Source organism: Levilactobacillus parabrevis ATCC 53295 (assembly GCF_001434055.1).
Taxonomy (GTDB): Bacteria; Bacillota; Bacilli; order Lactobacillales; family Lactobacillaceae; genus Levilactobacillus; species Levilactobacillus parabrevis.
This window is the reverse complement of the sequence record NZ_AZCZ01000019.1, coordinates 1-20675: the sequence shown is the minus strand read 5'-3', so window position 1 is coordinate 20675 and position 20675 is coordinate 1. Positions and strand designations below refer to the sequence as shown.

20 protein-coding genes are annotated in these 20675 nt (G+C 47.7%); 8 read left to right on the top strand and 12 right to left on the bottom strand.

Annotated features, from left to right (window positions below; all coding sequences use genetic code 11):
• Positions 1 to 45: 45 nt before the first annotated feature.
• Positions 46 to 1509, top strand: coding sequence for a glucuronate isomerase (gene uxaC / locus FD07_RS06520; protein WP_020089503.1), 1464 nt, complete (start codon positions 46 to 48; stop codon positions 1507 to 1509).
• 136 nt (positions 1510 to 1645) lie between these two features.
• Positions 1646 to 2896: a hypothetical protein gene (locus tag FD07_RS06515; protein WP_020089502.1), complete on the top strand. Its 1251-nt coding sequence runs from the start codon at positions 1646 to 1648 to the stop codon at positions 2894 to 2896.
• Positions 2897 to 2964: 68 nt separating this feature from the next.
• Here the strand turns inward: FD07_RS06515 and FD07_RS06510 are convergent, their stop codons facing one another.
• The gene (locus FD07_RS06510; RefSeq protein WP_020089501.1) at positions 2965 to 3144 is read right to left on the bottom strand and encodes a hypothetical protein; all 180 of its coding nucleotides are present in this window, start codon (positions 3142 to 3144) and stop codon (positions 2965 to 2967) included.
• Positions 3145 to 3387: 243 nt separating this feature from the next.
• On the opposite strand from FD07_RS06510, the gene FD07_RS06505 reads away from it, so the two are divergent.
• Positions 3388 to 4794 carry an MFS transporter gene (locus FD07_RS06505; protein WP_020089500.1) on the top strand — a complete coding sequence of 469 codons (1407 nt, stop codon included), beginning with the start codon at positions 3388 to 3390 and terminating at the stop codon, positions 4792 to 4794.
• Between the two features lie 29 nt (positions 4795 to 4823).
• Here the strand turns inward: FD07_RS06505 and FD07_RS06500 are convergent, their stop codons facing one another.
• The 3 genes from FD07_RS06500 to ybaK form a co-directional block, all read right to left on the bottom strand.
• Positions 4824 to 5039 carry a type II toxin-antitoxin system Phd/YefM family antitoxin gene (locus tag FD07_RS06500; RefSeq protein ID WP_020089499.1) on the bottom strand — a complete coding sequence of 72 codons (216 nt, stop codon included), beginning with the start codon at positions 5037 to 5039 and terminating at the stop codon, positions 4824 to 4826.
• Positions 5040 to 5246: 207 nt separating this feature from the next.
• Positions 5247 to 6050, bottom strand: coding sequence for a hypothetical protein (locus FD07_RS06495; RefSeq protein WP_020089498.1), 804 nt, complete (start codon positions 6048 to 6050; stop codon positions 5247 to 5249).
• Between the two features lie 3 nt (positions 6051 to 6053).
• Positions 6054 to 6557, bottom strand: coding sequence for a Cys-tRNA(Pro) deacylase (gene ybaK / locus FD07_RS06490; protein WP_020089497.1), 504 nt, complete (start codon positions 6555 to 6557; stop codon positions 6054 to 6056).
• A gap of 152 nt (positions 6558 to 6709) precedes the next feature.
• Here ybaK and FD07_RS06485 point away from each other — a divergent pair, with 152 nt between their 5' ends.
• The gene (locus FD07_RS06485) at positions 6710 to 7435 is read left to right on the top strand and encodes a GntR family transcriptional regulator (RefSeq protein ID WP_020089496.1); all 726 of its coding nucleotides are present in this window, start codon (positions 6710 to 6712) and stop codon (positions 7433 to 7435) included.
• A gap of 363 nt (positions 7436 to 7798) precedes the next feature.
• The gene (locus FD07_RS06480) at positions 7799 to 10183 is read left to right on the top strand and encodes a phosphoketolase family protein (protein WP_020089494.1); all 2385 of its coding nucleotides are present in this window, start codon (positions 7799 to 7801) and stop codon (positions 10181 to 10183) included.
• 275 nt (positions 10184 to 10458) lie between these two features.
• Here the strand turns inward: FD07_RS06480 and FD07_RS06475 are convergent, their stop codons facing one another.
• The 7 genes from FD07_RS06475 to FD07_RS06445 all read right to left on the bottom strand — a co-directional run bounded on the left by FD07_RS06475 (position 10459) and on the right by FD07_RS06445 (position 17451).
• Entirely contained in the window at positions 10459 to 11082 is a 624-nt protein-coding gene (locus tag FD07_RS06475; protein ID WP_020089492.1) for a CBS domain-containing protein, read from the bottom strand.
• 2 nt (positions 11083 to 11084) lie between these two features.
• A complete protein-coding gene (locus FD07_RS06470; RefSeq protein WP_020089491.1) occupies positions 11085 to 11789 on the bottom strand; it encodes an ABC transporter ATP-binding protein in 705 nt (234 codons plus the stop codon).
• Positions 11789 to 12571, bottom strand: coding sequence for an ABC transporter ATP-binding protein (locus tag FD07_RS06465; protein WP_020089490.1), 783 nt, complete (start codon positions 12569 to 12571; stop codon positions 11789 to 11791). The genes FD07_RS06470 and FD07_RS06465 overlap by 1 nt, the downstream gene beginning before the upstream one ends.
• Complete coding sequence (locus FD07_RS06460) at positions 12564 to 13523, bottom strand: branched-chain amino acid ABC transporter permease (protein WP_020089489.1); 960 nt, start codon at positions 13521 to 13523, stop codon at positions 12564 to 12566. Before FD07_RS06460 ends, FD07_RS06465 begins: the two co-directional genes overlap by 8 nt.
• A 10-nt stretch (positions 13524 to 13533) precedes the next feature.
• A complete protein-coding gene (locus FD07_RS06455) occupies positions 13534 to 14412 on the bottom strand; it encodes a branched-chain amino acid ABC transporter permease (protein ID WP_020089488.1) in 879 nt (292 codons plus the stop codon).
• Between the two features lie 24 nt (positions 14413 to 14436).
• Positions 14437 to 15633, bottom strand: a complete 1197-nt coding sequence (locus FD07_RS06450; RefSeq protein ID WP_020089487.1) for an ABC transporter substrate-binding protein — start codon at positions 15631 to 15633, stop codon at positions 14437 to 14439.
• Positions 15634 to 16074: 441 nt separating this feature from the next.
• Positions 16075 to 17451, bottom strand: coding sequence for an MDR family MFS transporter (locus FD07_RS06445; protein ID WP_020089485.1), 1377 nt, complete (start codon positions 17449 to 17451; stop codon positions 16075 to 16077).
• Between the two features lie 93 nt (positions 17452 to 17544).
• Between FD07_RS06445 and FD07_RS06440 the strand changes: the two genes are divergently transcribed.
• Positions 17545 to 18141 (top strand): TetR/AcrR family transcriptional regulator, encoded by a 597-nt coding sequence (locus tag FD07_RS06440; protein WP_020089484.1) that lies wholly within the window; start codon positions 17545 to 17547, stop codon positions 18139 to 18141.
• Between the two features lie 85 nt (positions 18142 to 18226).
• Here the strand turns inward: FD07_RS06440 and greA are convergent, their stop codons facing one another.
• Positions 18227 to 18706, bottom strand: coding sequence for a transcription elongation factor GreA (gene greA / locus FD07_RS06435; RefSeq protein ID WP_020089483.1), 480 nt, complete (start codon positions 18704 to 18706; stop codon positions 18227 to 18229).
• A gap of 74 nt (positions 18707 to 18780) precedes the next feature.
• Between greA and FD07_RS06430 the strand changes: the two genes are divergently transcribed.
• Positions 18781 to 19200, top strand: coding sequence for a hypothetical protein (locus FD07_RS06430; RefSeq protein ID WP_020089482.1), 420 nt, complete (start codon positions 18781 to 18783; stop codon positions 19198 to 19200).
• Between the two features lie 543 nt (positions 19201 to 19743).
• A complete protein-coding gene (locus FD07_RS06425; protein ID WP_235804788.1) occupies positions 19744 to 20514 on the top strand; it encodes a response regulator transcription factor in 771 nt (256 codons plus the stop codon).
• The last annotated feature ends 161 nt before the right edge of the window (positions 20515 to 20675 follow it).

Here is a 20675-nt window from a genome sequence, read left to right as displayed (position 1 = left end):
GAAACTGCTTAATTAGCACTAACTCTCATAAGGAGGAATATCCTGATGGCTTTATTGGACGACAATTTCTTACTCGGCAACGACATGGCCAAGAAGCTTTTCAATGACTATGCCAAGGGTATGCCAATCATCGACTTCCATTGTCACTTGAATCCAAAGGAAATCTATGAAAACAAGAACTACCCTAACATTACGCGAATTTGGTTAAACGAAGGCGTTTACGGCGACCACTACAAGTGGCGTCAAGAACGGACCAACGGGGTTCCTGAAGAATTGATCACTGGTGACGGCGATGAATATCAGAAATTCTTGGCCTGGGCTGAAACAATTGAAAGTGCTTTGGGGAACCCACTCTACGAATGGACTCACCTGGAACTCAAGCGTTTCTTCCACATCGATGAAGTATTGAGTCGGAAGACCGCACCAGACATTTGGAAGAAAGCTAATGCTGAACTCCAAACTGATGCCTTCAAGCCACGGAATTTAATCAAGAACTCCAACGTTAAGGCTGTCTGCACCACCGATGACCCTGCCTCTGACTTGCACTACCACAAACTGTTGAAGGAAACAGAAGCTGAAAACGGCTTCCGGACCTTACCAGCTATGCGGCCTGACAAGTTGATCCAAGTCGATCGTGATGGTTTCGCCGACTACCTGAAGGAATTGGGTGACATCTCTGGTGTTAAGATCACTTCATTTAAGACGATGATCGATGCTGTTAAGCAACGGTTTGAATTCTTTAATGAAATGGGTGGCCGTTTATCTGACCATTCTCTGTTGACTTACCACTTCATCGAAGCTTCAGACAGCGAGCTGAATGCTATCTTTGATAAAGGTGTTAACAACGAAGAATTATCACCTAAGGAAGTCGACCAATACTTGACCGCCTTATTGGAAAACTTAATGAAGTTGAACAAGGAATTTGATTGGACGATGCAGTTCCATATCAACTCAATCCGTGACCTTAATCGGCCAATGTTCGACAAATTAGGTCCTGATACCGGTTATGATGCCGTTGGGACACAACCTGATATCGCTGATCAAATTGCTAAACTCTACACTAAGATGCAGATTACTCATGACATTCCAAAGACGATCTTCTACTCTTTGAATGACAATGACTGGATGCAATTGGCTACGATGATGGGTGCCTTCCAAGAGGGTGGCAAACAACGCTTACAACTTGGTGCCGGCTGGTGGTTCAACGATACTGCCGAAGGTATGAACGAACAATTGCGGGTCTTCGCCGAAGAAAGTCTGTTGCCTAACTTTGTTGGGATGCTGACTGACTCACGGAGCTTCCTGTCATACCCACGTCACGAATACTTCCGTCGGGTTCTCTGCAACTTCTACGGGAACTTGGTAGAACAAGGTCGGGTACCGGATGACGAAGAAATGTTGGGTAAGGTTGTACAAAATATTTGCTACAACAATGCTTACAATTTCTTCAAATTCTTCCCAGACAAGACACCAGATGAGATTTTCGGTAAGCTAACCGTTAATAACTAGGTGAATGAAAGAGTCTCGCATGAACTTCCGTATGGGAGTCCTGCGGGACTTTTTGTTTCTAAAATTCCTTGTTTAAGTCATGATGACCATCTATGATAAAAATAAGTGTTTGATTTTACGAGAGGATCCTGAGAGTATGAATAAAAATCCGTTAAATATTCTACACACGATTGGCTTTGATCAACTCTATCCGATGATTCGTTGCCAGTTAAAGTTTGCAACGCCAATCGATAGTGACCGGCTCATCAAGGCCGTAAACTTGACAGCACAGGTTGTACCAGAACTATTCTGTCGCTATGAAATGCGTGACAATAGCTGGCAACCAGCAGTTAAGGACGCCAGCGAGGTGATTGAAACAGTTGATGCTGATGCGGATGTTGATACCACGCCGGATTGGGAGAAAAATGCACAGATCCGGTTTGATATTCAGGCCGATGGTCGGGGGAACAGGATGACCATCACCATGAGCCATATTTTAACTGATGGCAGCGGGTTTAAGCAGTACCTCTACTTACTCAGTGATTGCTATAACCGTGGCGCAGCGGCCATTACAGGCGTTGAAAACGTGGTTAATCTGGACTGGTTGGAGGACCTGTTAAAGTCCCATCCGGCCGCAGCCAAACATGGTGACGTGGATCATCCAGCTAAACCATTAGCTTTACCACAATTAACGAATGAGACCGATGAACAACCGCGGCATAATGTTAGCGGGTGGCGCTTAACGCCGGAGCTGACAGCAGCGTTGATTCAGGCAACGCATAGCCAGGGCGTCACGGTCAACGATGTTTGCCTGACGACCTTTGGGAAAGCCGTCCAGGCCTATGATCGCGGTGGGGATGAACTGGCTATTCCGTGTCCAACTGACATGCGGCAGAAGATTAGCAAGGCACATGCAGCGTTACGAATCGCTAATCACACGGCACGGTTTAATCCGGCCATTCACTCCCCACAGGACGAGCCAATTGCCACAGCCGTGGCCAAGATGCATGTTGAGATGCAGCGACTGAAGGATCAAGACCAATTCCTAGACTCAGTACGGTCACTGATGGCACAGTACAAGTCAGAGCCGATTGAGAAGTTGCAACAGATTGTGGAGGACAATTACCACGTTCGGGCCATTGCCTTCACGAACTTTGGCATCATTGATGATTCACGGTTGGTCTTTGAAGGGACACCGTTAACGGACTGCTTACTGACGGGTTCTTTCCGTTATGCGCCAATGTTCCAGGTGGCTTGCAGCACGTTCAAAGGGCAACTGAACCTTGGGTTTAACATGATTGGGACAACTGATGAGGTTCAGGTTGGTCGTGTCGTCATTCATGACATGATTTCACGCATCAAGGACTTCATTGCTGAAGCGGCGATTGGGGCCACGGTTATTAGATAATTTATAAAGTGGATTGTAAAAGAAAAGCTCTCCCGAAGACTTCGGGGGAGCTTTTTCATAAAACCGAACTACTTGAGGGGTTCAGTTTGCTTTTGGATTAATTGTTGGTAAGCACTCGTTAAGGTTTGGTGCGTTGCAACACCGTCAGGGTTTGACGTGGTAGAAGCAATGGCTTGGGTAGCGAAGACGCCTGAACCGAATACGGCAACAGCAGCGACAACAGCTAAAACTCGATTGAATACATGCATTATATAAGTACCTCTTTCTTTTTCTCTTCTCTTTTGTTCACGTGAACATAGTATAATTTTCTGAAAGCTGAGTCAAGGGCTGAAACTCAATGTAATGGTTTTCATTGAAAACTTTTTTATTTTTTTGTCAAAGAGCGAGAATTAAAGGGTTCTGTAACCGATTTAATGGCATTTTACCCATGAAAGTACTTTTGAAAGTGAGTATGATAGAACATAGAAGTTCAATGAAAGTGAGATGTTCAAATGACGCAGGTACAAAATGACCCGGATAAAATTTCACGGCAGAACCTAATTGCCATTTTCGCGGTCGCCTTGATGGCCTTTCTAGGAATCCTAGTGGAGACTTCTATGAATGTTACTTTTCCGACACTGATGGCAACGATGCATGTTTCGTTGAGTACGGTTCAGTGGATTACGACGGGATACTTACTGACGGTGGCATTACTGATGATTACATCGGCCTTCCTGAAGCAGCGATTTACGAATCGGCAACTCTTTGTAGCCGGAGCGTCGCTGTTTATCCTCGGAGACTTGATCTGTGCGCTAGCACCAGTTTTTCCCGTGTTACTGTTTGGGCGACTGGTTCAGGCCGGTTGTGCTGGTATTGCTATTCCATTGATGTTTAACGTTGTTTTGGAAAGTGTGCCACGTTCTCGCCTTGGTTTTTACATGGGGATGGCTGGTCTGATTCTGATGATTGCCCCAGCTAGTGGGCCAACCTTTGGGGGAATTATGGCATCGCTAGGTAACTGGCGGTTGATTTTCTGGTCCACCTTACCAGTAGAAGCGATTATTTTACTTTTGGGCTTTGGTGTGATGAAGCAGTTTTCACCAGTCAGAAAAGTTTCGTTTGTCTGGGGGCAATTTGCCCTTCTGGCGGTATCTTTTGTGAGCTTTACGATGGGGCTAAACAGTCTGACGACAGCGGGGTGGCTGAGCTGGCAGTTCTTGGGTGGCCTGATTCTGGCAGCACTCACGTTGACCGGCTATATTCTAGTGTCAAAGCGTAGTAAAAATCAGTTATTAAAACTCGAGATTTTTCGGAATCCAGTCTTTACATTTAGCTTTATGGCGTACGTGATTTTGCAGTTTTGTAATATTGGGATCAACTTTGCTTTGCCAAATTATGCGCAAATCGTTGTCGGTGCGAGTTCCTTGTTTGGTGGATTGATGTTGTTCCCGGGGAGCTTGGTCACGGCGCTCTTACAGCCTTGGTTCGGTCATCTACTGGACGAACATGGTGCGCGCTTGCCAATCCTGTTAGGGAGTAGTTTGTTCTTTATTGCGGCGCTGTGCTTTACCGTGATTGGACAACGACTAACGGTCATTATTATTGCTGCACTGTACGTGGTCTTCAGTATCGGTCGTTCGATGGCGTTTGGAAACACCATGACTAATGGGCTGAAAGAAGTTGATTTTAGTCAACGGGCTGATGCCAATGCCATCTATAATACGGGGCAACAGTTTGCGGGGTCAGTTGGGACGACGATTTTGGCAGCACTGATGTCTTCAGTTAAGGTTCACGGCATGTCCTATGCTCAGGAGACCGCGATTGGGAGTCGGTTAGCGTTTGGGCTGATTCTAGCATTAAGTGTCATCAATTTCGGCCTTTACTTTATTGTGTTCCATTACCAAAAGACTGATAAGTAGCGGGTTTCGTCGATGTCGGCGGACCCTTTTTATTTGGGGTGATTTAGCTGCGATAGAGTTGGGGCGAGTGTTCCAGCAGACCAGAGATAGTTAAGTTCTAGCAATTGCTCGTAACGTTGTTTGCTGAGGATGATAACGCTTTGATGGGGGCGGATGGTAACTTCCAAGGTGTGATTGGTTTGAATGACCTGAGTGAAAAGGCGTTTAGGGTCGGTGTGGAGTTGCGTAAATGGGCGAGTTTTCATTGAGTTCCTCCAGGCTGAAAGTGGCATGACTTAAGCAGTAATCGTAGTATAGCAGGTTTGTTGAAAAATAAAAAGAACAAATGTTCGTATTAAGATTTTGATGGTGTTCCGTCCCGGATGTTCACTAGCGGAAGCGTAATTTAAATAAATATTTCAATAAAAAAGCCAGCACCCAACGGAAAGTTAGGTGCTGACAAGCGTAATCGGCTAGTGCTCCTTGATTTGGAAGGCTAGCCGGACGACTAGGTTGGTTAATAGAGAAATCAAGAGTGCATATCCTAAAATCAGGGCCAATAGAATTACGGCCGCGGTAATTACGCGCAAATAGCCAGCGGCGATGTTACCCATAGTTAAGAGTACGGTTAAGGCAACGACGACGATAACAAAGCCAATCAGGCCAATTCGTGAATTGGCAAAGTCGGCGGAACTGAGATCAAAGCCACCAATACTGATATTGAGGGATAGTAAAATCATAATGAGCCAACGAATCCACGGATAGTTGTCACCACCCAAGGCTGCAACGAAGCCATTCCAGTCGAGATTGAACGGGTCTGCAACCAAGGCTAACATGCCGTCGAAGAGACTGGGTACCAAGAGGGCAGTCAGCGCCAGCAAAACCAAAGCGCAGCCAAAGATCGGGGCGACACCAATAAATAAGTTTCCAGTCGTCTGGTACCAATTACGTTGATTCCAAGTGTGATTGACGTAACCTAAAGTCAGATCTGGCTTCCCATCTGCGCCTAGCCGATCGGGATGGGGCCGTTTAAGTAAACGAACCTGCGAGATGCGGTGGCCAAAGAGAATCGCCGTCAGTAAGTGACTGAGCTCGTGGAGAAAAATACCGATAAAACCTAAATAGAGCTCACTGTTTAGGCCAAGGCCATTTGCCAAATACTTTTTAGTATCGCGATTCAGGTAAGTCAGCAGGGTCACAAAGATAAAGGGAATCACCAAGAGGTCTAAGCCCACGATCCCAAGATTCTTAAAAATCAGGGTGAGGTTAGTATTCATCACCTACTCCAGTAGGTCGGTAAAGGTACCGTGGACCAAATTAGCCAGGTCCGTAGCATCTAATTCAACTGAACGGCCGATTTGCCCGGATGAAACGAGAATTGTCCCTTGTTCTTTGGCGGTATTGTCAAAATAAATTGGAAAATGGTTCTTTTCCCAAATACCGACGGGGGTGTTGGCCCCATGCTCGTAACCTGTGGTTTTCACCAAGTCTTTGAGAGGAACCATGTCCACTTTCTTATTACCGGAAGCTTTCGCCAATTTTTTCTCGTTCAGATGTTCATCGATAGGCAGAACCCCAACAACGGGACCAGTCGTCGGACCGCTCAACACCAATGTTTTGTAGATGTGATGTTCATCAACATCCGCATGGTCAACGTCCATTTGGGCGACATCACCTTTAACGTGAGTTGCAAATTCAAACTGTTTATAAGCAACCTTGTTCTTATCTAAAATTTGTTCGACCAGGGTTTTGTGAAGCCGTTTGTCTTTCTTTTTCTTAGCCATTTAACTCACCTTTCAACATCAAAATTAATAATTGGACCGCACTTTAAAAATAAATGGAACGGTTGTTTCCTGATAAAAAGCAGACACCGCCGCCAAAACCTGTTATACTCTATCACAGTAGAAGTCAAGTTGAAGAGTTATGAGGAGATATCATGGCAGATTTAGTTTATCGACAGGTAATGCGGGATCTAAAACAACGCATCCATCAAAATGAATTTCCCAATAAGCGGCTGCCAGATGAACGGAGCTTGAGCGAAGCGTATGGGGTTAGTCGCAGCTCAGTTAAGCGGGCCCTCAGTGTGCTCGCCAACCAGGGGATTATTTTTAAAAAGCGTGGTTCAGGAACCTTTATTAATCCATTATATATGAAAAACCAATCAATTTTTCAATATGAGGGCTCAAATTTAGGAATTACTGACAGTATGAAGTCAGCCGGGACGACGCCGGGCATTCGTTTGCTCAAATTCGATGTTATTCCGGCTAGCAAGGAAATCCAGCAGGATCTTTTCTTAGCTGAAGGCGACTTCGTTTATGAGATTAAGCGGCTAAGATTGTTTGAGGATAAACCCTTTATGATCGAAACGGGTTATATCCCCATCAAAATTGCACCAAACTTATCACAGAAGACCGTTGCTGACTCCATCTTTAATTATTTGGAATCACAGGGTAAGGTTGTCACTAAATCTTTCATGTCCATTCGGACCCAGCCCTCAACGGCGGATGATCAGAAGCTTTTGCATCTGAAACCTGTGGAGCCGGTCGGCATCATGGAAGGGGTCTTCTTCCTAGATGATGGGACGCCATTTGAAGTCTCGAACATGCGCTTACACTATCAGTATTTGAACTATAACACCTTTGTTTCCCTAGATGAAGAATAAAGAACTTTAGATGACGCCTGTTGTAAGGAGGGTCATCTTTTTTTATGCAGAAATCTGAAAACACGAACAATACCATTGCGCTTGCTTATATTGCTATAATTTATATCACTAAAAGCCGCGAAAATTGGGATGACTTTCGGGGTTTAGAAACTATGGAATTCGCTTGATAGCAAGGATTGTTGATGAGGTTCTGCTTTTTAAATAATTGATACGGTCCAATTTATAAAAAGGTTGACTTTTTTATAAAAAACGTTATGATAGAACTGTAAAAATCATCCCGGTATTCATTACGAGGTAAATTTTACAACATTTTCTATCAACTAGATTGTGCAGTTACGAATTCAAAGAAGGAGTGTTAATTACATGGCAAATGCAGACTTCGACTCCAAGGCATACTTGGAAGGCGTTGACAAGTACTGGCGTGCAGCAAATTACCTGTCAGTTGGTCAGTTATTCTTGCGTGACAACCCATTATTGAAGCGTGACTTAACCTCTGACGATGTTAAGATTAAGCCTATTGGTCACTGGGGAACTATTGTTTCTCAAAACTTCATTTATGCCCACTTAAACCGGGCTATCTTGAAGTATGACTTGAACATGTTCTATATTGAAGGTTCAGGTCACGGTGGCCAAGTTATGGTTTCTAACTCATATCTTGATGGTAGCTATAGTGAAATTTATCCTAACATCTCCCAAGACGAAGAAGGCTTGAAGCGTTTATTCAAGCAGTTCTCCTTCCCAGGTGGTGTTGCATCCCATGCCGCACCTGAAACACCAGGTTCCATCCACGAAGGTGGGGAACTTGGTTACAGCCTTTCACACGGTACTGGTGCGATCTTAGATAACCCAGACGTTATTGCCGCTGTTGAAATTGGTGATGGGGAATCTGAAACTGGCCCACTGGCTGCTTCATGGTTCTCTGACAAGTTTATTAACCCAATCAAAGATGGTGCTGTTTTACCAATCATCAACATGAATGGGTTCAAGATTTCTAACCCAACTATCCTGTCACGGATGTCCGACGAAGACTTAACGAAGTACTTCGAAGGTATGGGCTGGGATCCTCACTTCGTTGAAATTGAAGCCGGCGACACTGACTTCATGCGTGTTCACGAAGACATGGCTAAGACGATGGACGAAGTCATTGGTAAGATCAAGGCTATTCAAAAGAATGCCCGCGAAAACAATGATGAAACGTTGCCTAAGTGGCCAATGATCATCTTCCGTTCACCTAAGGGCTGGACTGGTCCAAAGGCTGACTTAGATGGTAACCCTATTGAAGGCTCATTCCGTGCTCACCAAGTGCCAATTCCTGTTGCCGCTGGCGACATGGAACACGCTGACATGTTGGTCAACTGGTTGAAGTCTTACAAGCCAGAAGAATTATTTAACGAAGATGGCTCTGTTAAGCAAGAAGTCCGTGACATGGCACCTAAGGGTGAACAACGGATGGCGATGAACCCTATCACTAATGGTGGGATCAAGCCACAACCATTGAAGTTGCCTGACTACAAGAAGTACGCCGTTGACACGACTGAACACGGCAAGACGATTGCTCAAGATATGTTGGTATGGTCCGACTACCTGGCTGATGTTATGAAGTTGAACCCAGAAACGTTCCGTGGCTTTGGTCCTGACGAAACGAAGTCTAACCGTCTGTACGCTGCCTTGGATTATGGTAAGCGTCAATGGATGGAAGGTATCAAGGAACCTAACGATGAAAACATGGCTCACGAAGGCCGGATCATCGATTCTCAACTTTCAGAACACCAAGCTGAAGGTTGGTTGGAAGGTTACGTTCTGACTGGTCGTCATGGTTACTTCGCAACTTACGAATCATTTGGTCGGGTCGTGGATTCCATGTTGACGCAACACTTCAAGTGGTTGCGTAAGGCCGCTGAACAAGAATGGCGTCATGACTACCCATCCTTGAACTTCGTTGACACGTCAACTGTCTTCCAGCAAGACCATAACGGTTACACCCACCAAGATCCTGGGATGTTGACCCACTTGGCTGAAAAGAAGCCAGCATTCATCCGTGAATACTTGCCAGCCGATGCTAACACCTTGTTAGCCGTTGGTGACGTTGCATTCCGGAGTCGCGAAAAGATCAACTTGATCGTTACGTCTAAGCACCCACGTCCACAATGGTTCTCCATTGATGAAGCCACTAACCTGGTTCACAATGGTTTGGGCTACATCGACTGGGCATCTACTGATCAAGGTCAAGAACCTGACGTTGTCTTCGCTGCCGCTGGTACTGAACCAACTTGGGAATCATTAGCCGCAATTTCATTATTGCATGACGAATTCCCAGAAATGAAGATTCGCTTCATCAACGTGGTTGACCTGTTGAAATTGCGTTCTCCTAAGTTGGACCCTCGTGGTATCTCCGATGACGAGTTTGACCGTCTCTTCACGACGGACAAGCCAGTTATCTTTGCCTTCCATGGTTTTGAAGGCTTAGTTAAGGACTTATTCTTCGACCGTCACAATCACAACTTACACGTTCATGGTTACCGTGAAAACGGTGATATCACCACGCCATTTGACATGCGTGTCCTGAACCACTTGGACCGTTACCACTTGGCTAAGGAAGCCGTTGATGACATCGATGCATACGCTGTTAAGGGCGCATACTTCGCACAACGGATGGACGACATGGTTGCTAAGCACAATGCTTACATCCGTGAAGTTGGGACTGACTTGCCAGAAGTTAACGCTTGGCAATGGAAGCCATTGAAGTAGTCCTAGATTACTTTAATCGGTGATTAATCCGAATTAAACTGGAGCGCCAATCTGACTCATTAGAGTTGGATTGGCGCTCTTTTTGTGATGTAAAAGGGGTCGTCTCTGATGGGAGACGGCCTCTTTTATGAGTGGTGCGTGGTTATTAAAATACTTGTTGCGGCCAGTGACTACTTACCGGGTAGATACGATACTTCTGCCGATTTTTCGAAAACTAAGGTAATCGGTAGTCGTTTCCTGTAGTATGGGTCAAAAGAAAGCGAAGCGTGGAGCTGCTAAATAACGTCGAAGCCAGCAGTTGCTAATACCTGATTCACAGTCGTTGCTTGGTCACTGTCAATGTGGAGCTCAATGACCCGCTCCTGCTGCTCGCGAACGACCATTAACGTTTGAATACTGAGCTCGTGTTCGGCTAAGACCTGGCCGATACGGAAGATGACACCCGTGTGGTCGTGGTTGACCTTAATACGACTGACGATGCCAGGTTCCCCGTAACCCGAAATGTTGAGAAAGGCATCGAGAATGTCGTTGTTGGTGATGATGCCTACCACCTGTTCGGCTTGGATTACGGGGAGTACACCAATTTTGTGTTGGCGCATTTGATAAATGGCATCCTCTAACTGGGCGGAAGCGTGGATGGTCTGAACGTGGCGTTCCATGATGTCGGCAACGGTCGTCTTAGTCAATAAGTAGTTGGTCTCATACACGGATAAGCTGGTGGCTTGTGAAGGTAAGGCTCGGGCAATGATGCCTTGGGTCACGATACCGACTAAGGCGTTGCCGTCGAGAACGGGGAGTCGGTGAATTTCGTTGGTTTTCATCAGTTCAACCGCGACACTAACCGTGGTTTGCGGGGTAATGACGACTAATTTAGTACTCATGTAATCTGCTACACTCATAGTTAACCTCCTAAGTAGGCCTGTTGTACGGCCGTATTGGCCAACAATTCCTGGCCAGTACCACTAAGTTTAATTTCACCGGACGCGAGGACGTAACCACGGTCGGCGATGGAAAGGGCTTTGTTAGCATTTTGTTCGATCAATAGAACTGTAGTGCCAGCGGCGTTGATGGCCCGGATGATGTCGAAGATTTCGTTAATGAAGATGGGAGCCAATCCCATTGAGGGTTCATCGAGTAACATCAGTTTCGGTGCGGCCATTAAGGCGCGGCCCATGGCTAACATCTGTTGTTCCCCACCGGAGAGCGTGGCGGCATCCTGATGGCGCCGCTGTTTGAGAACCGGGAAGTAGTTGTAGACGTCTTCGTAGGCCTGCGCAATGCTGCGCCGATCTTTACGGAGAAAAGCCCCCATCTGTAGGTTTTCCTGTACGGAAAGTCCAGGGAAGATGTGGCGGCCCTCGGGAACCTGGGAGATGCCAGCTTGAACGATCCTGGGTGCTGCAACCTTTTGAATCTGACGATCTAAGTAGGTGACCTGACCACTGACGGGGCGCATGATACCGGAAATTGTATGAAGAATCGTGGATTTGCCAGCACCGTTCGCTCCGATCAGGGTTACGATTTCACCGGTGTGAATCTCAAAGCTCACCTTCTTGATGGCCTGAATGGCACCGTAGTTAACGACGAGATCTTTGACTGACAGCATTAAGCTTCACCTCCTAAGTAGGCCTTAATAACGGCGGGATTGTGTTGGATTTCGTTGGGGGTCCCCTCGGCCAACAGTGCGCCGTGTTCCAAGACGTAGAGGCGTTCGACGACGTTCATGACCAGGGACATGTCGTGCTCGATCAGGACAATCGTGATGTGAAAGTCACGCTGAACCTGGCGAATCAAGCGGGTTAAGTCAGCAGTTTCTTCCGGATTCATGCCGGCGGCCGGTTCATCCAGGAAAAGTAGTTTGGGCTTGGTTGCCAGGGCACGGACGATTTCTAGCCGCCGCTGAATGCCATAAGGTAGGTTTTTGGCCGGCTGGTCGGCAACGCTGGTTAGGTCAAAAATAGCGAGTAACTTCTGAGCAGCCAGCGTCATGTCGGCTTCAGTGCGATAGAACTTGGGGATGCGAAAGATACTGGCGAGAAATCCTTCGTGGTAATGGTTGGTCATGGCAATGCGTACGTTGTCGAGGACACTGAGTTCTTTGAATAAACGAATGTTTTGAAATGTTCGTGAGAGACCGGCTTGCGCAATTTCAGCGGGGCGCTTGCCATTTAAGGATTGAACGCCCTGATCGGTGTAGAGGCTGATGGCACCGGAGGTTACGGGGGTGACGCCGGTGAGTAAATTGAACAGGGTCGTTTTACCCGCGCCATTGGGTCCAATCAGGCCGATAAGTTCGTTCTGGTCGAAGTGGACTGAGACATTGGCAACGGCGGTCAGGCCACCGAAGTTCTTCACGATTTGTTGTGCGGTTAGTAAGGGACTACTCATGAATGGATTGCTCCTTTCGTTGGTGCGTGCCGAGATGTTTGAAGGACAGCTCCCAGTTGCCTAAGAGGCCAGAAGGTTTGAAGATCATAATTAGAATGAGGGCCAGCGAATAGATGATCATTCGCAAGGTGCCGAAGTTCTGCAGAATGGTATCGAGGGCACCCAAAACGATGGCGGCAACGAAGGTCCCCGTGATACTACCTACACCACCGAGGACGACGATGATCAGGATGGCGATGGAGGCCATGATATTGAAATCACCGGGCGCAATCGTTTGGATGTAGGCGGCGTGGAGCGAACCACCGATCGCGGCGGTGCCGGCGCCAAAGACGAAAGCGGCTAACTTCCAGCGCGTGGGATTGATTCCCATGGCCTCGGCGGCAATCTCGTCTTCACGGACCGACATGATGGCGCGACCGTTGCGACTGTGAATAAAGTTGACCGTCACAATGGTGGTGAGGCACATCAGAACGTAGACGGTTGCCCAAGTGACTAATGGGGGGATGTTGAAGAGTCCTGCCGCACCGTTCGTGATCTTTAAGTTATTGATCAGGATGCGAATGATTTCGGCAGCGCCCATGGTGGCAATCGCTAGGTAATCACCACGAAGGCGTAACGTGGGAATCCCCACGATTAGGGCGGCAATCATAGCGATGACGATACCGACGACCATAGAAAGATAGAAGCCCAACGGTGTGGCAATAGTTTGGGTCATGATTCCGGTCGCATATGCGCCAATCGCCATAAAACCGGCGTGGCCGAGTGAGAATTGTCCAGAGAAACCAATAATTAAATTCAAGCCGGTTGCTAGAATAATGTTGATGCCAATGGTGACCAGCATGTTTTCGATGAAAGCGTTGATGATGCCGAGAAATTCGCAGGCGTCAATCGCCACAAAGCCGATGACCATGACGGCCAGCCAGGAAAAGTTATATTTAAAATTTGCTCTCATGAGGAATCACCTACACTTTCTCTTTCGTCTTATGCCCAAAGATCCCGGCTGGAAGTACCAATAAGATAACAATCAGGACGAAGTAGACCACAGCATCTTTGTAGGCGGATAAGCCAATAGCTTGAACGCCGGTCTCCAGCAGACCAATTAAGAAACCACCAACAGACGCCCCTGGGACTGAACCGATACCACCAATAACGGCGGCGACAAAGGCTTTGATGCCGGGAGTCATCCCCATTAATGGATCAATGGAATTGTAGTACAGTCCGATCAGAACGCCGGCGGCACCCGCCATTGCGGATCCCAAGGCAAACGTGAAGGAAATCGTGTGGTTAATGTTAATCCCGACTAATTGAGCGGCTTCGGGGTCGACGGAGACTGCCCGCATGGCCCGGCCCATCTTGGTACGTTTGATAATTAGCTCGAGGAGTAACATTAACAGGCAAGCGGTCCCGAGAATCAAAAGTTGAATATTGGAGATTCGAAGGCCGCCGAGGTGATAGGTCACGGTCTTGATGACTTGCGGAAAACTCCGGGTATTGGCCGTGAATAGGTAGGTCATGCCATTCTCCAATAGGAAGGAAACGCCGATTGCCGTAATGAGCGCGGTGATTCGAGGGGAGTGGCGGAGTGGCCGGTAGGCGAAGTACTCAATAACGACGCCGAGTAAGGCACAGAAAATCATGGCGGAAAGCATGGCCCAAATAAAATTAAAGTGTAGTTGGTTGATCACGAAGTAGCCCCAGAAGGCACCCAGCATGTAGATGTCACCATGAGCGAAATTAATCAGCTTAATGATGCCATAGACCATGGTGTAACCCAGTGCCAGCAATGCATAAATGCTACCGAGTGAGAGACCGTTGATCAGTTGTTGTCCAAATGTCTGCATGAAATCCCTCCGTATCTGCTTGGTTTATTTAACGGTATATGCTTGTGAGACCGTCCCGTCAGTCAATTTTTCGATAGTCATTGATTTTTCAGGATTGTGGTTCTTATTCATGGTGATGGTTCCCGTAACGCCCTTGAAGTCGGTGATCTTGGCCAAACCAGCGGTAATCTTCACAGAATTAGCGGACTTTTCACTTTCAATCGCGGACTTGATCATGTAGACGGAGTCGTAAGCTAGCGCCGAGAAGGTTGGGGCCGTGGTGTGGTACTTAGCTTGATACGTCTTCAGAAAGGCGGCTGCAAGGGTGTTGGTCTCACCCGCCTTCGTTGAGAATGGGGTGGTGTAGTAAACATTGTTGGTATTTGAATTCCCAGCGATTTTGGCCAGCTTGGCATCGGCCATACCGTCACTGCCGACGATTGGAACATTGATTCCGGCTTGGCGCGCTTGTTTGATGATCAACCCCAATTCTGAGTAGTAACCTGGAGCATAAATGGCGTCGATTTTCTTATGTTTCAGTGACGTCAGGATAGCGTTGAAGTCCTTGTCGCCTTCTTGGAAGGTTTGACTGCTGGCCACTTTGCCGGTGTAGGTCTGCTTGAATGCCTTGGTCAGCCCAGTACCGTAGTCACTGGAATTGTCTGTCAGAATGGCGACGTTCTTAGCCTTCAAATTGCTGGTCATGAACTTTGCTGCGGATGAACCCTGAAAGTTATTTTGGAAGCAAGCGCGGAAAATGTATTTCTGGACAGCACCATTCTTCTGCAGTGTATAGCCAGGATCGGTTGCGGAGGGACTGACGGATGGCACTTGTGCCTTGGTCATGTTGGGAATCGATGCGGTGCCGGCGTTGGTCGCTGCCGGGCCAACCACGGCGACGACCTTGTCATTATTAACCAATTGGGCGGCAACTGATGCGGCAGTGGTGTTGGACGTCTTGTTGTCACGGACTACCAATTGAATCTTCTTTTTGGTGTTACCGACCTTGATACCACCGGCCTTATTAATCTTATTAACGGCTAATTGAATCCCTTGTTTCTGCTGTTGACCATAGCCAGCGGCTGAGCCGGAGAGCTCCATGTTGACCCCAATTTTGATGGTCTTGCCGGGATTGTTGCCTTGACCACTACCGTTAGACTTTGCCGTGCTACAACCTGCGAGTGCCAGAACGATTGTTGCGAGGGCCCCGATTTTTACCATGTTTTTCTGCCATTTGATCATATGTCATTCCCGCTTTCTAAATTGTGTTTTAATGGTGCGCACTTGCTAACGATCCTCCTTCGAACTAACAAAAAGACCTCATCCACTGGGTGAATGAGGTCTTACACGTGTACCGAGCCCTCATTACCACACGGGAAAGAAGGGCTCAGAACTTGAATTTTGAGTGTTAGCTCAAGGTCAAGTAACCGGGTCCTTCTTCGTTAATAATAAGGCTGCGTTTTGAATAGCGAGGGTCGTCATCATTTTAGTTGGTTGTTCTGTTTGCATTGTCATCATGAAGATCCCTCGCTTTCAAAAGTTTTGTTTTGGTTTAGTTGATGTGTCCTACAATAATTAAAATTAGATGAGATGTCAAGCCTAATTTCAATTTGACGATTGGCTGTTATCTGTAAATACCAGTGCGACAGGCATTAGCACGGCATTAAATTTTGAGATTAATGTCTAATTCTTTCTGTGACTTAGGAACCAAGCCGGAATGGCAGTAGCAACGATGAATCCGACCGACCACATAAAGGCGGTTTGGTAAGCGGCGTTCATCCCGACGTGCGGTGCCTCGTGTTGAATAATCGTGGCGAGCACGGCGGTTCCCATGGCCCCGCCAATATTTTGAAGCATTCGGGTGGCCGTTGTGGCTTCGGCAATCAGCGGCTTTGGGACGCCCGTATAGCTATCAGCCATAACCGGAATGGTCAGTCCCCCTTGACCAATTCCGCGTACAAAGAGGGCAATCAAGATCCACCATACGTTGGTCGTGGCTGTGAAGTAGACGAATGGCACCGTTCCGATCACGGCAATCGCAATGGAACCGAGGACCACCCACCGGGCGCCGATGCTATCGGTCAGCTTACCAATTTGACTTCGAGAAACCAACAAGCCAACACCTTGGGCAATGAGATAGGTCCCGGACCAAACAGCGCTCAGCCCACGACTATTTTGCAAGTAGAGGGGCAACAAGAACATGGCACCGTTAACCGCAATTCCGGAAAGCATCAGGATAATGACCGAGGCATCGAACGTTGGCGATTTGAATAATTGAAGGCTAACCAGGGCCTTAGTTGGTCGATAGTAGGCGTAGAGAACATAGACCACGAGGCAAGTGAGCGCCACAATCACCGGTGTCAGCACCTTGGTTGAGGTCAGACCATCACCGGTACTGAAACGCGTGATGCCGATAATGGCGAAAGTGAAGAGTCCGGCGAGTAGTGCCAGACTGGGGAAATCGAGTCGCTTTCCTCGCTTTGGTGCAGGAAAGGCGGGCATTTTCCAGGTCAATAAGACTAAGGCAATCAGAACTAGAGGAATATTGATGAAGAAGATCCAGTGCCAGTCGAGTGCTTGAATCAAGTAGCCGCCAATGGTTGGTCCTAGGACAGGGATGAGAACGGCCGGCATACCAACCACGGCCATTAACTTTCCCAGACCACCGCTACCGGCGACTTGGACGACTAGGGTCGTGATCAAGGGGATGATCACACCGGCAGCGGCCCCTTGGACGATCCGACCGATGACTAGCAAGGGCAGTGTTGATGCCCAGCCAGACAGCACTGAACCGATAAGGAAGACGACTAGTGCCCCCAGATAGAGGTGCTTGCCATCGAACCAGTTGCTGGCCCAACCAGCAACCGGTACGGCGATTCCCAAGGCTAAGACATAACTTGTTGTGACCCACTGAACGGCGTTGACGGAAACTCCCAGGGACTTCATAATAGTATCTAAGGCAACGTTGGTCATGGTGGTATCTAGGAGGGGCGCAATGGCTCCGACGACCAGGAACAGCGCGATTTGAATAATGTTTTGCGTTGATTTTTGAGTGGACATAGAATCACCTGAGTTCTTTAATTAGATACGGCCGTATCTTATAGTCGAAAATACTACACCCACTCACAGCGAAAAACAAGGAGATTGACAATAATGGCAGAAAAAAAGATCCGGCGGCGGGGACAGGCTTTGGTGGATGCAATTCTTGCGGCGACGTGGGAGCAGCTACAGGTTAAGGGCTATCAGGCGCTAACCATTGAGGGCGTAGCGCGGGCGGCCGCGACGACTAAGACCGTTCTGTACCGCCGCTGGCCGGACAAGGCGCACTTAGTGTTGGCCGCCTTGAGTAAGTACGATAACTTTACCGGTTACGTGGTGCCGGATACCGGCGCTCTACGAACCGATCTTTTAGATCTCATGGGGCAGATTGCGGCCTTTCTTGAGAAATTAAAGGGTGAGACTTTCCGCGGACTACTAGCGGAACGCCTGCAGCATTTGGAGCTGGATAAGCTGATGTCCCGAGCCAATGGTAACGCGGCTATCCGCGGCATCATGCAGCCGATGCTCGATCGCGCGGCTAAACGGGGTGAGATTACCCGAACGGATTGGCCAGATCGCGTCATTAATTTGGTTGGAATTCTTCTCATCAATGAAGTTGTGAGTCGCCAGGAGTTGAGTCAGGCGGCCCGTAACGAGATGGTGGATGATATTTTACTGCCCGTTTTCGGTCAGCAGGGCAATAGCCATTGATCAGTTGACCACACCAAAAGACTGCTGAGAATCGTTTTGGGCGATTCCAAGCAGTCATTTTTTAAATGGTATAATGTGAATAATATTATTCAGGTTGGTGACGTGTAACGGCGATGAGCTGGACCTGGTAGCTGGTGTTGGGCGCCTGAATGGTGACCGTTTCGCCGGGGTGATGTCCCAGTAGCGCCTTACCCAAGGGTGAGACTCGCGTGATTTTACCAGCATCCAGATCTGCTTCTTGAGTGCCGACCAGCTGGTAGTTCACCTGGTCGTCATCGTCCATGAATTTGACGGTGACCCATTTCCCCAGTTCGACCTTGTCGTCTTTGCTGGGTTCCACAACCTTGGCATACTGCAGCTGCTTGTTGAAGAAGCGCAGTTGACTCTCCAGGTGGCGCAGATCCCGCTTTGCCGCCGAATATTCGGCGTTTTCGGAGAGATCTCCGTGGGCCCGAGCCTCCGCGAGAATTGCAATTTTCTCGGGACGGTCGGCCTCTAATGCTGCAATTTTCGTTTGTAAATCGTGATAGCCGGCCGCCGTGATGGGATTGAAATCTCCTGCCATGGTTTAACACCTCGTTCCCTCAGAATTTACCCCAATTTTACCAATTTTTGTGAAAAAGAAAAGGAGTTCTCCCCATGAAATTATCCGCACGGTACTGGTTACGGCAGGCGGGCATTGGTTTAGTCTTCGCATTGATCATCGCCACGTTCGGTCACTTAAATTACACGCAATGGCGCCTGCTACCCGGGATGACCGGAGCCGACTGGTACTTCCTGTTCAGTTGGCTGTGTTTCCCGTTCGCCAAATGGGTGACCTTGGAGGACAAACGTGACGTCAAGGCACCCACGATTCGGCGGAAACGGAAGCGCCGGGCGGCTGATCAGACGGCCTCCGTGTATGAGCAGATGCAGCAACCGAAGCGCGAGCCGCGGCTCGAGGCCGCGCCCAAGGCGCCACTAAAGTGGTACTGGCGCGGTTTGGTCGACGTTGTGCTGGTCTTCGTGGGCCCCCTGATTTTAGGTGGGTTCGTCACTTATTCGCTACGACACAATTAAATTGTGCTGATTTTTACTGCTTTAACGTGCAAATATTGACGTTTTTGCGACTTAACGCCTGATAAACCGAAATCATGTTAAAGTTATGACAGTTGGAAGGGGTCAGTTTTCACAGGACTGATGTTGCGAATCAACTAATTAAAGTATGCGTGGTTAAGGTCACACTTTGGGGGAGGCCTTAACCGGATTCGTACCCCGAGATTATCTAATCAAGAGGTCAGCTTGGCAGAATAGAATTGGTCGGAAACTTTAGGACGACTAGTAGCAAGAATTTCAGCGATCGGCTGAAGAGTAAGTGCACGAAACGGGTTATTTCGAAATACCTAAGGCTTTCACGACTTAATTAGAACTTGGGGGAGTGCTAATTTAGCCAGCACCGGTAATTAAATAATCCAATTAAAGGAGAATCATCTGAGGGGATGGTTCTTTTTTTATAGGCAAAAACGATTGCAACCATCCGGAAATCAAGGTACATTAATGAGTGATAGGGTTACGGTATAATTGAGTTGTGGCAGTAACAATTTTATAATTGTAAGAAAAGCAATGAGAGGACGTGATTTGGTGTTAGCCGTGTATCTTTGTGAAGATAATCAGGAACAATTGGCGCACTATACGGACGTGGTGAAACGCTACATCATGATCAATGATTATGATATGGAAATTCGATTGGCTACGCCCAGTCCACAGGCACTATTGAAGGATTTGGTGGACAATCCACCGGAGTATGCCCTGTTCTTTCTCGACATTGAATTTCCAGCTGAAGACACGACGGGGTTGGAGACAGCCATTGCCATTCGTCGGCAGCTCGGGTTTGCGGAGATCGTCTTCGTCACGACCCACTCGGAAATGGCGTTACTGACCTTCGAACGAAAGGTGGAGCCTATGGACTTCGTGGTGAAGGACCTCGGCCGCGCGCAGATTGATCAGAAATTACGAGAGAATGTTGACTACGGCTATCAACGGTATACCGATTACTTGGGCAATACTGAAAATTTGTTTAGCTATAATATCGGCGGGCGAACCTTCAGTCTGCCCATGGGTGACGTTTATTTTGTGGCAACCGCGGAGACGCCCCACAAGGTGACGGTGCACGCCGCCAGTCAGCTCGTTGAGTTTCCCGGATTCTTGAAAGATATCGCTGATCAATATCCGGAACTGTATCGAACGGATAAGAGCTTTCTCGTTAACCTAGATAATGTTAGTGGCATTGATGAAGCAACGCGGCGGTTAGTTTTCCCAAATGGGGATACTACCGATGTCGCTACTCGTCGCTTCCATGAGGTCAAAACTTTGGTTCAAAAACATTTAAAGTAAATTAGGCAGAATTCCCTTGCTTTCAAACAAGGGATGAATGCCACTATGCCCTTCGCTGACTGGCAATGTAGCTTTTTACGTTTTTGCTCATATGATACCTTCATAAATATTATTATAAATCGTTTTTTATGGATAAAGTATACTCATATGGTATGCTTCTA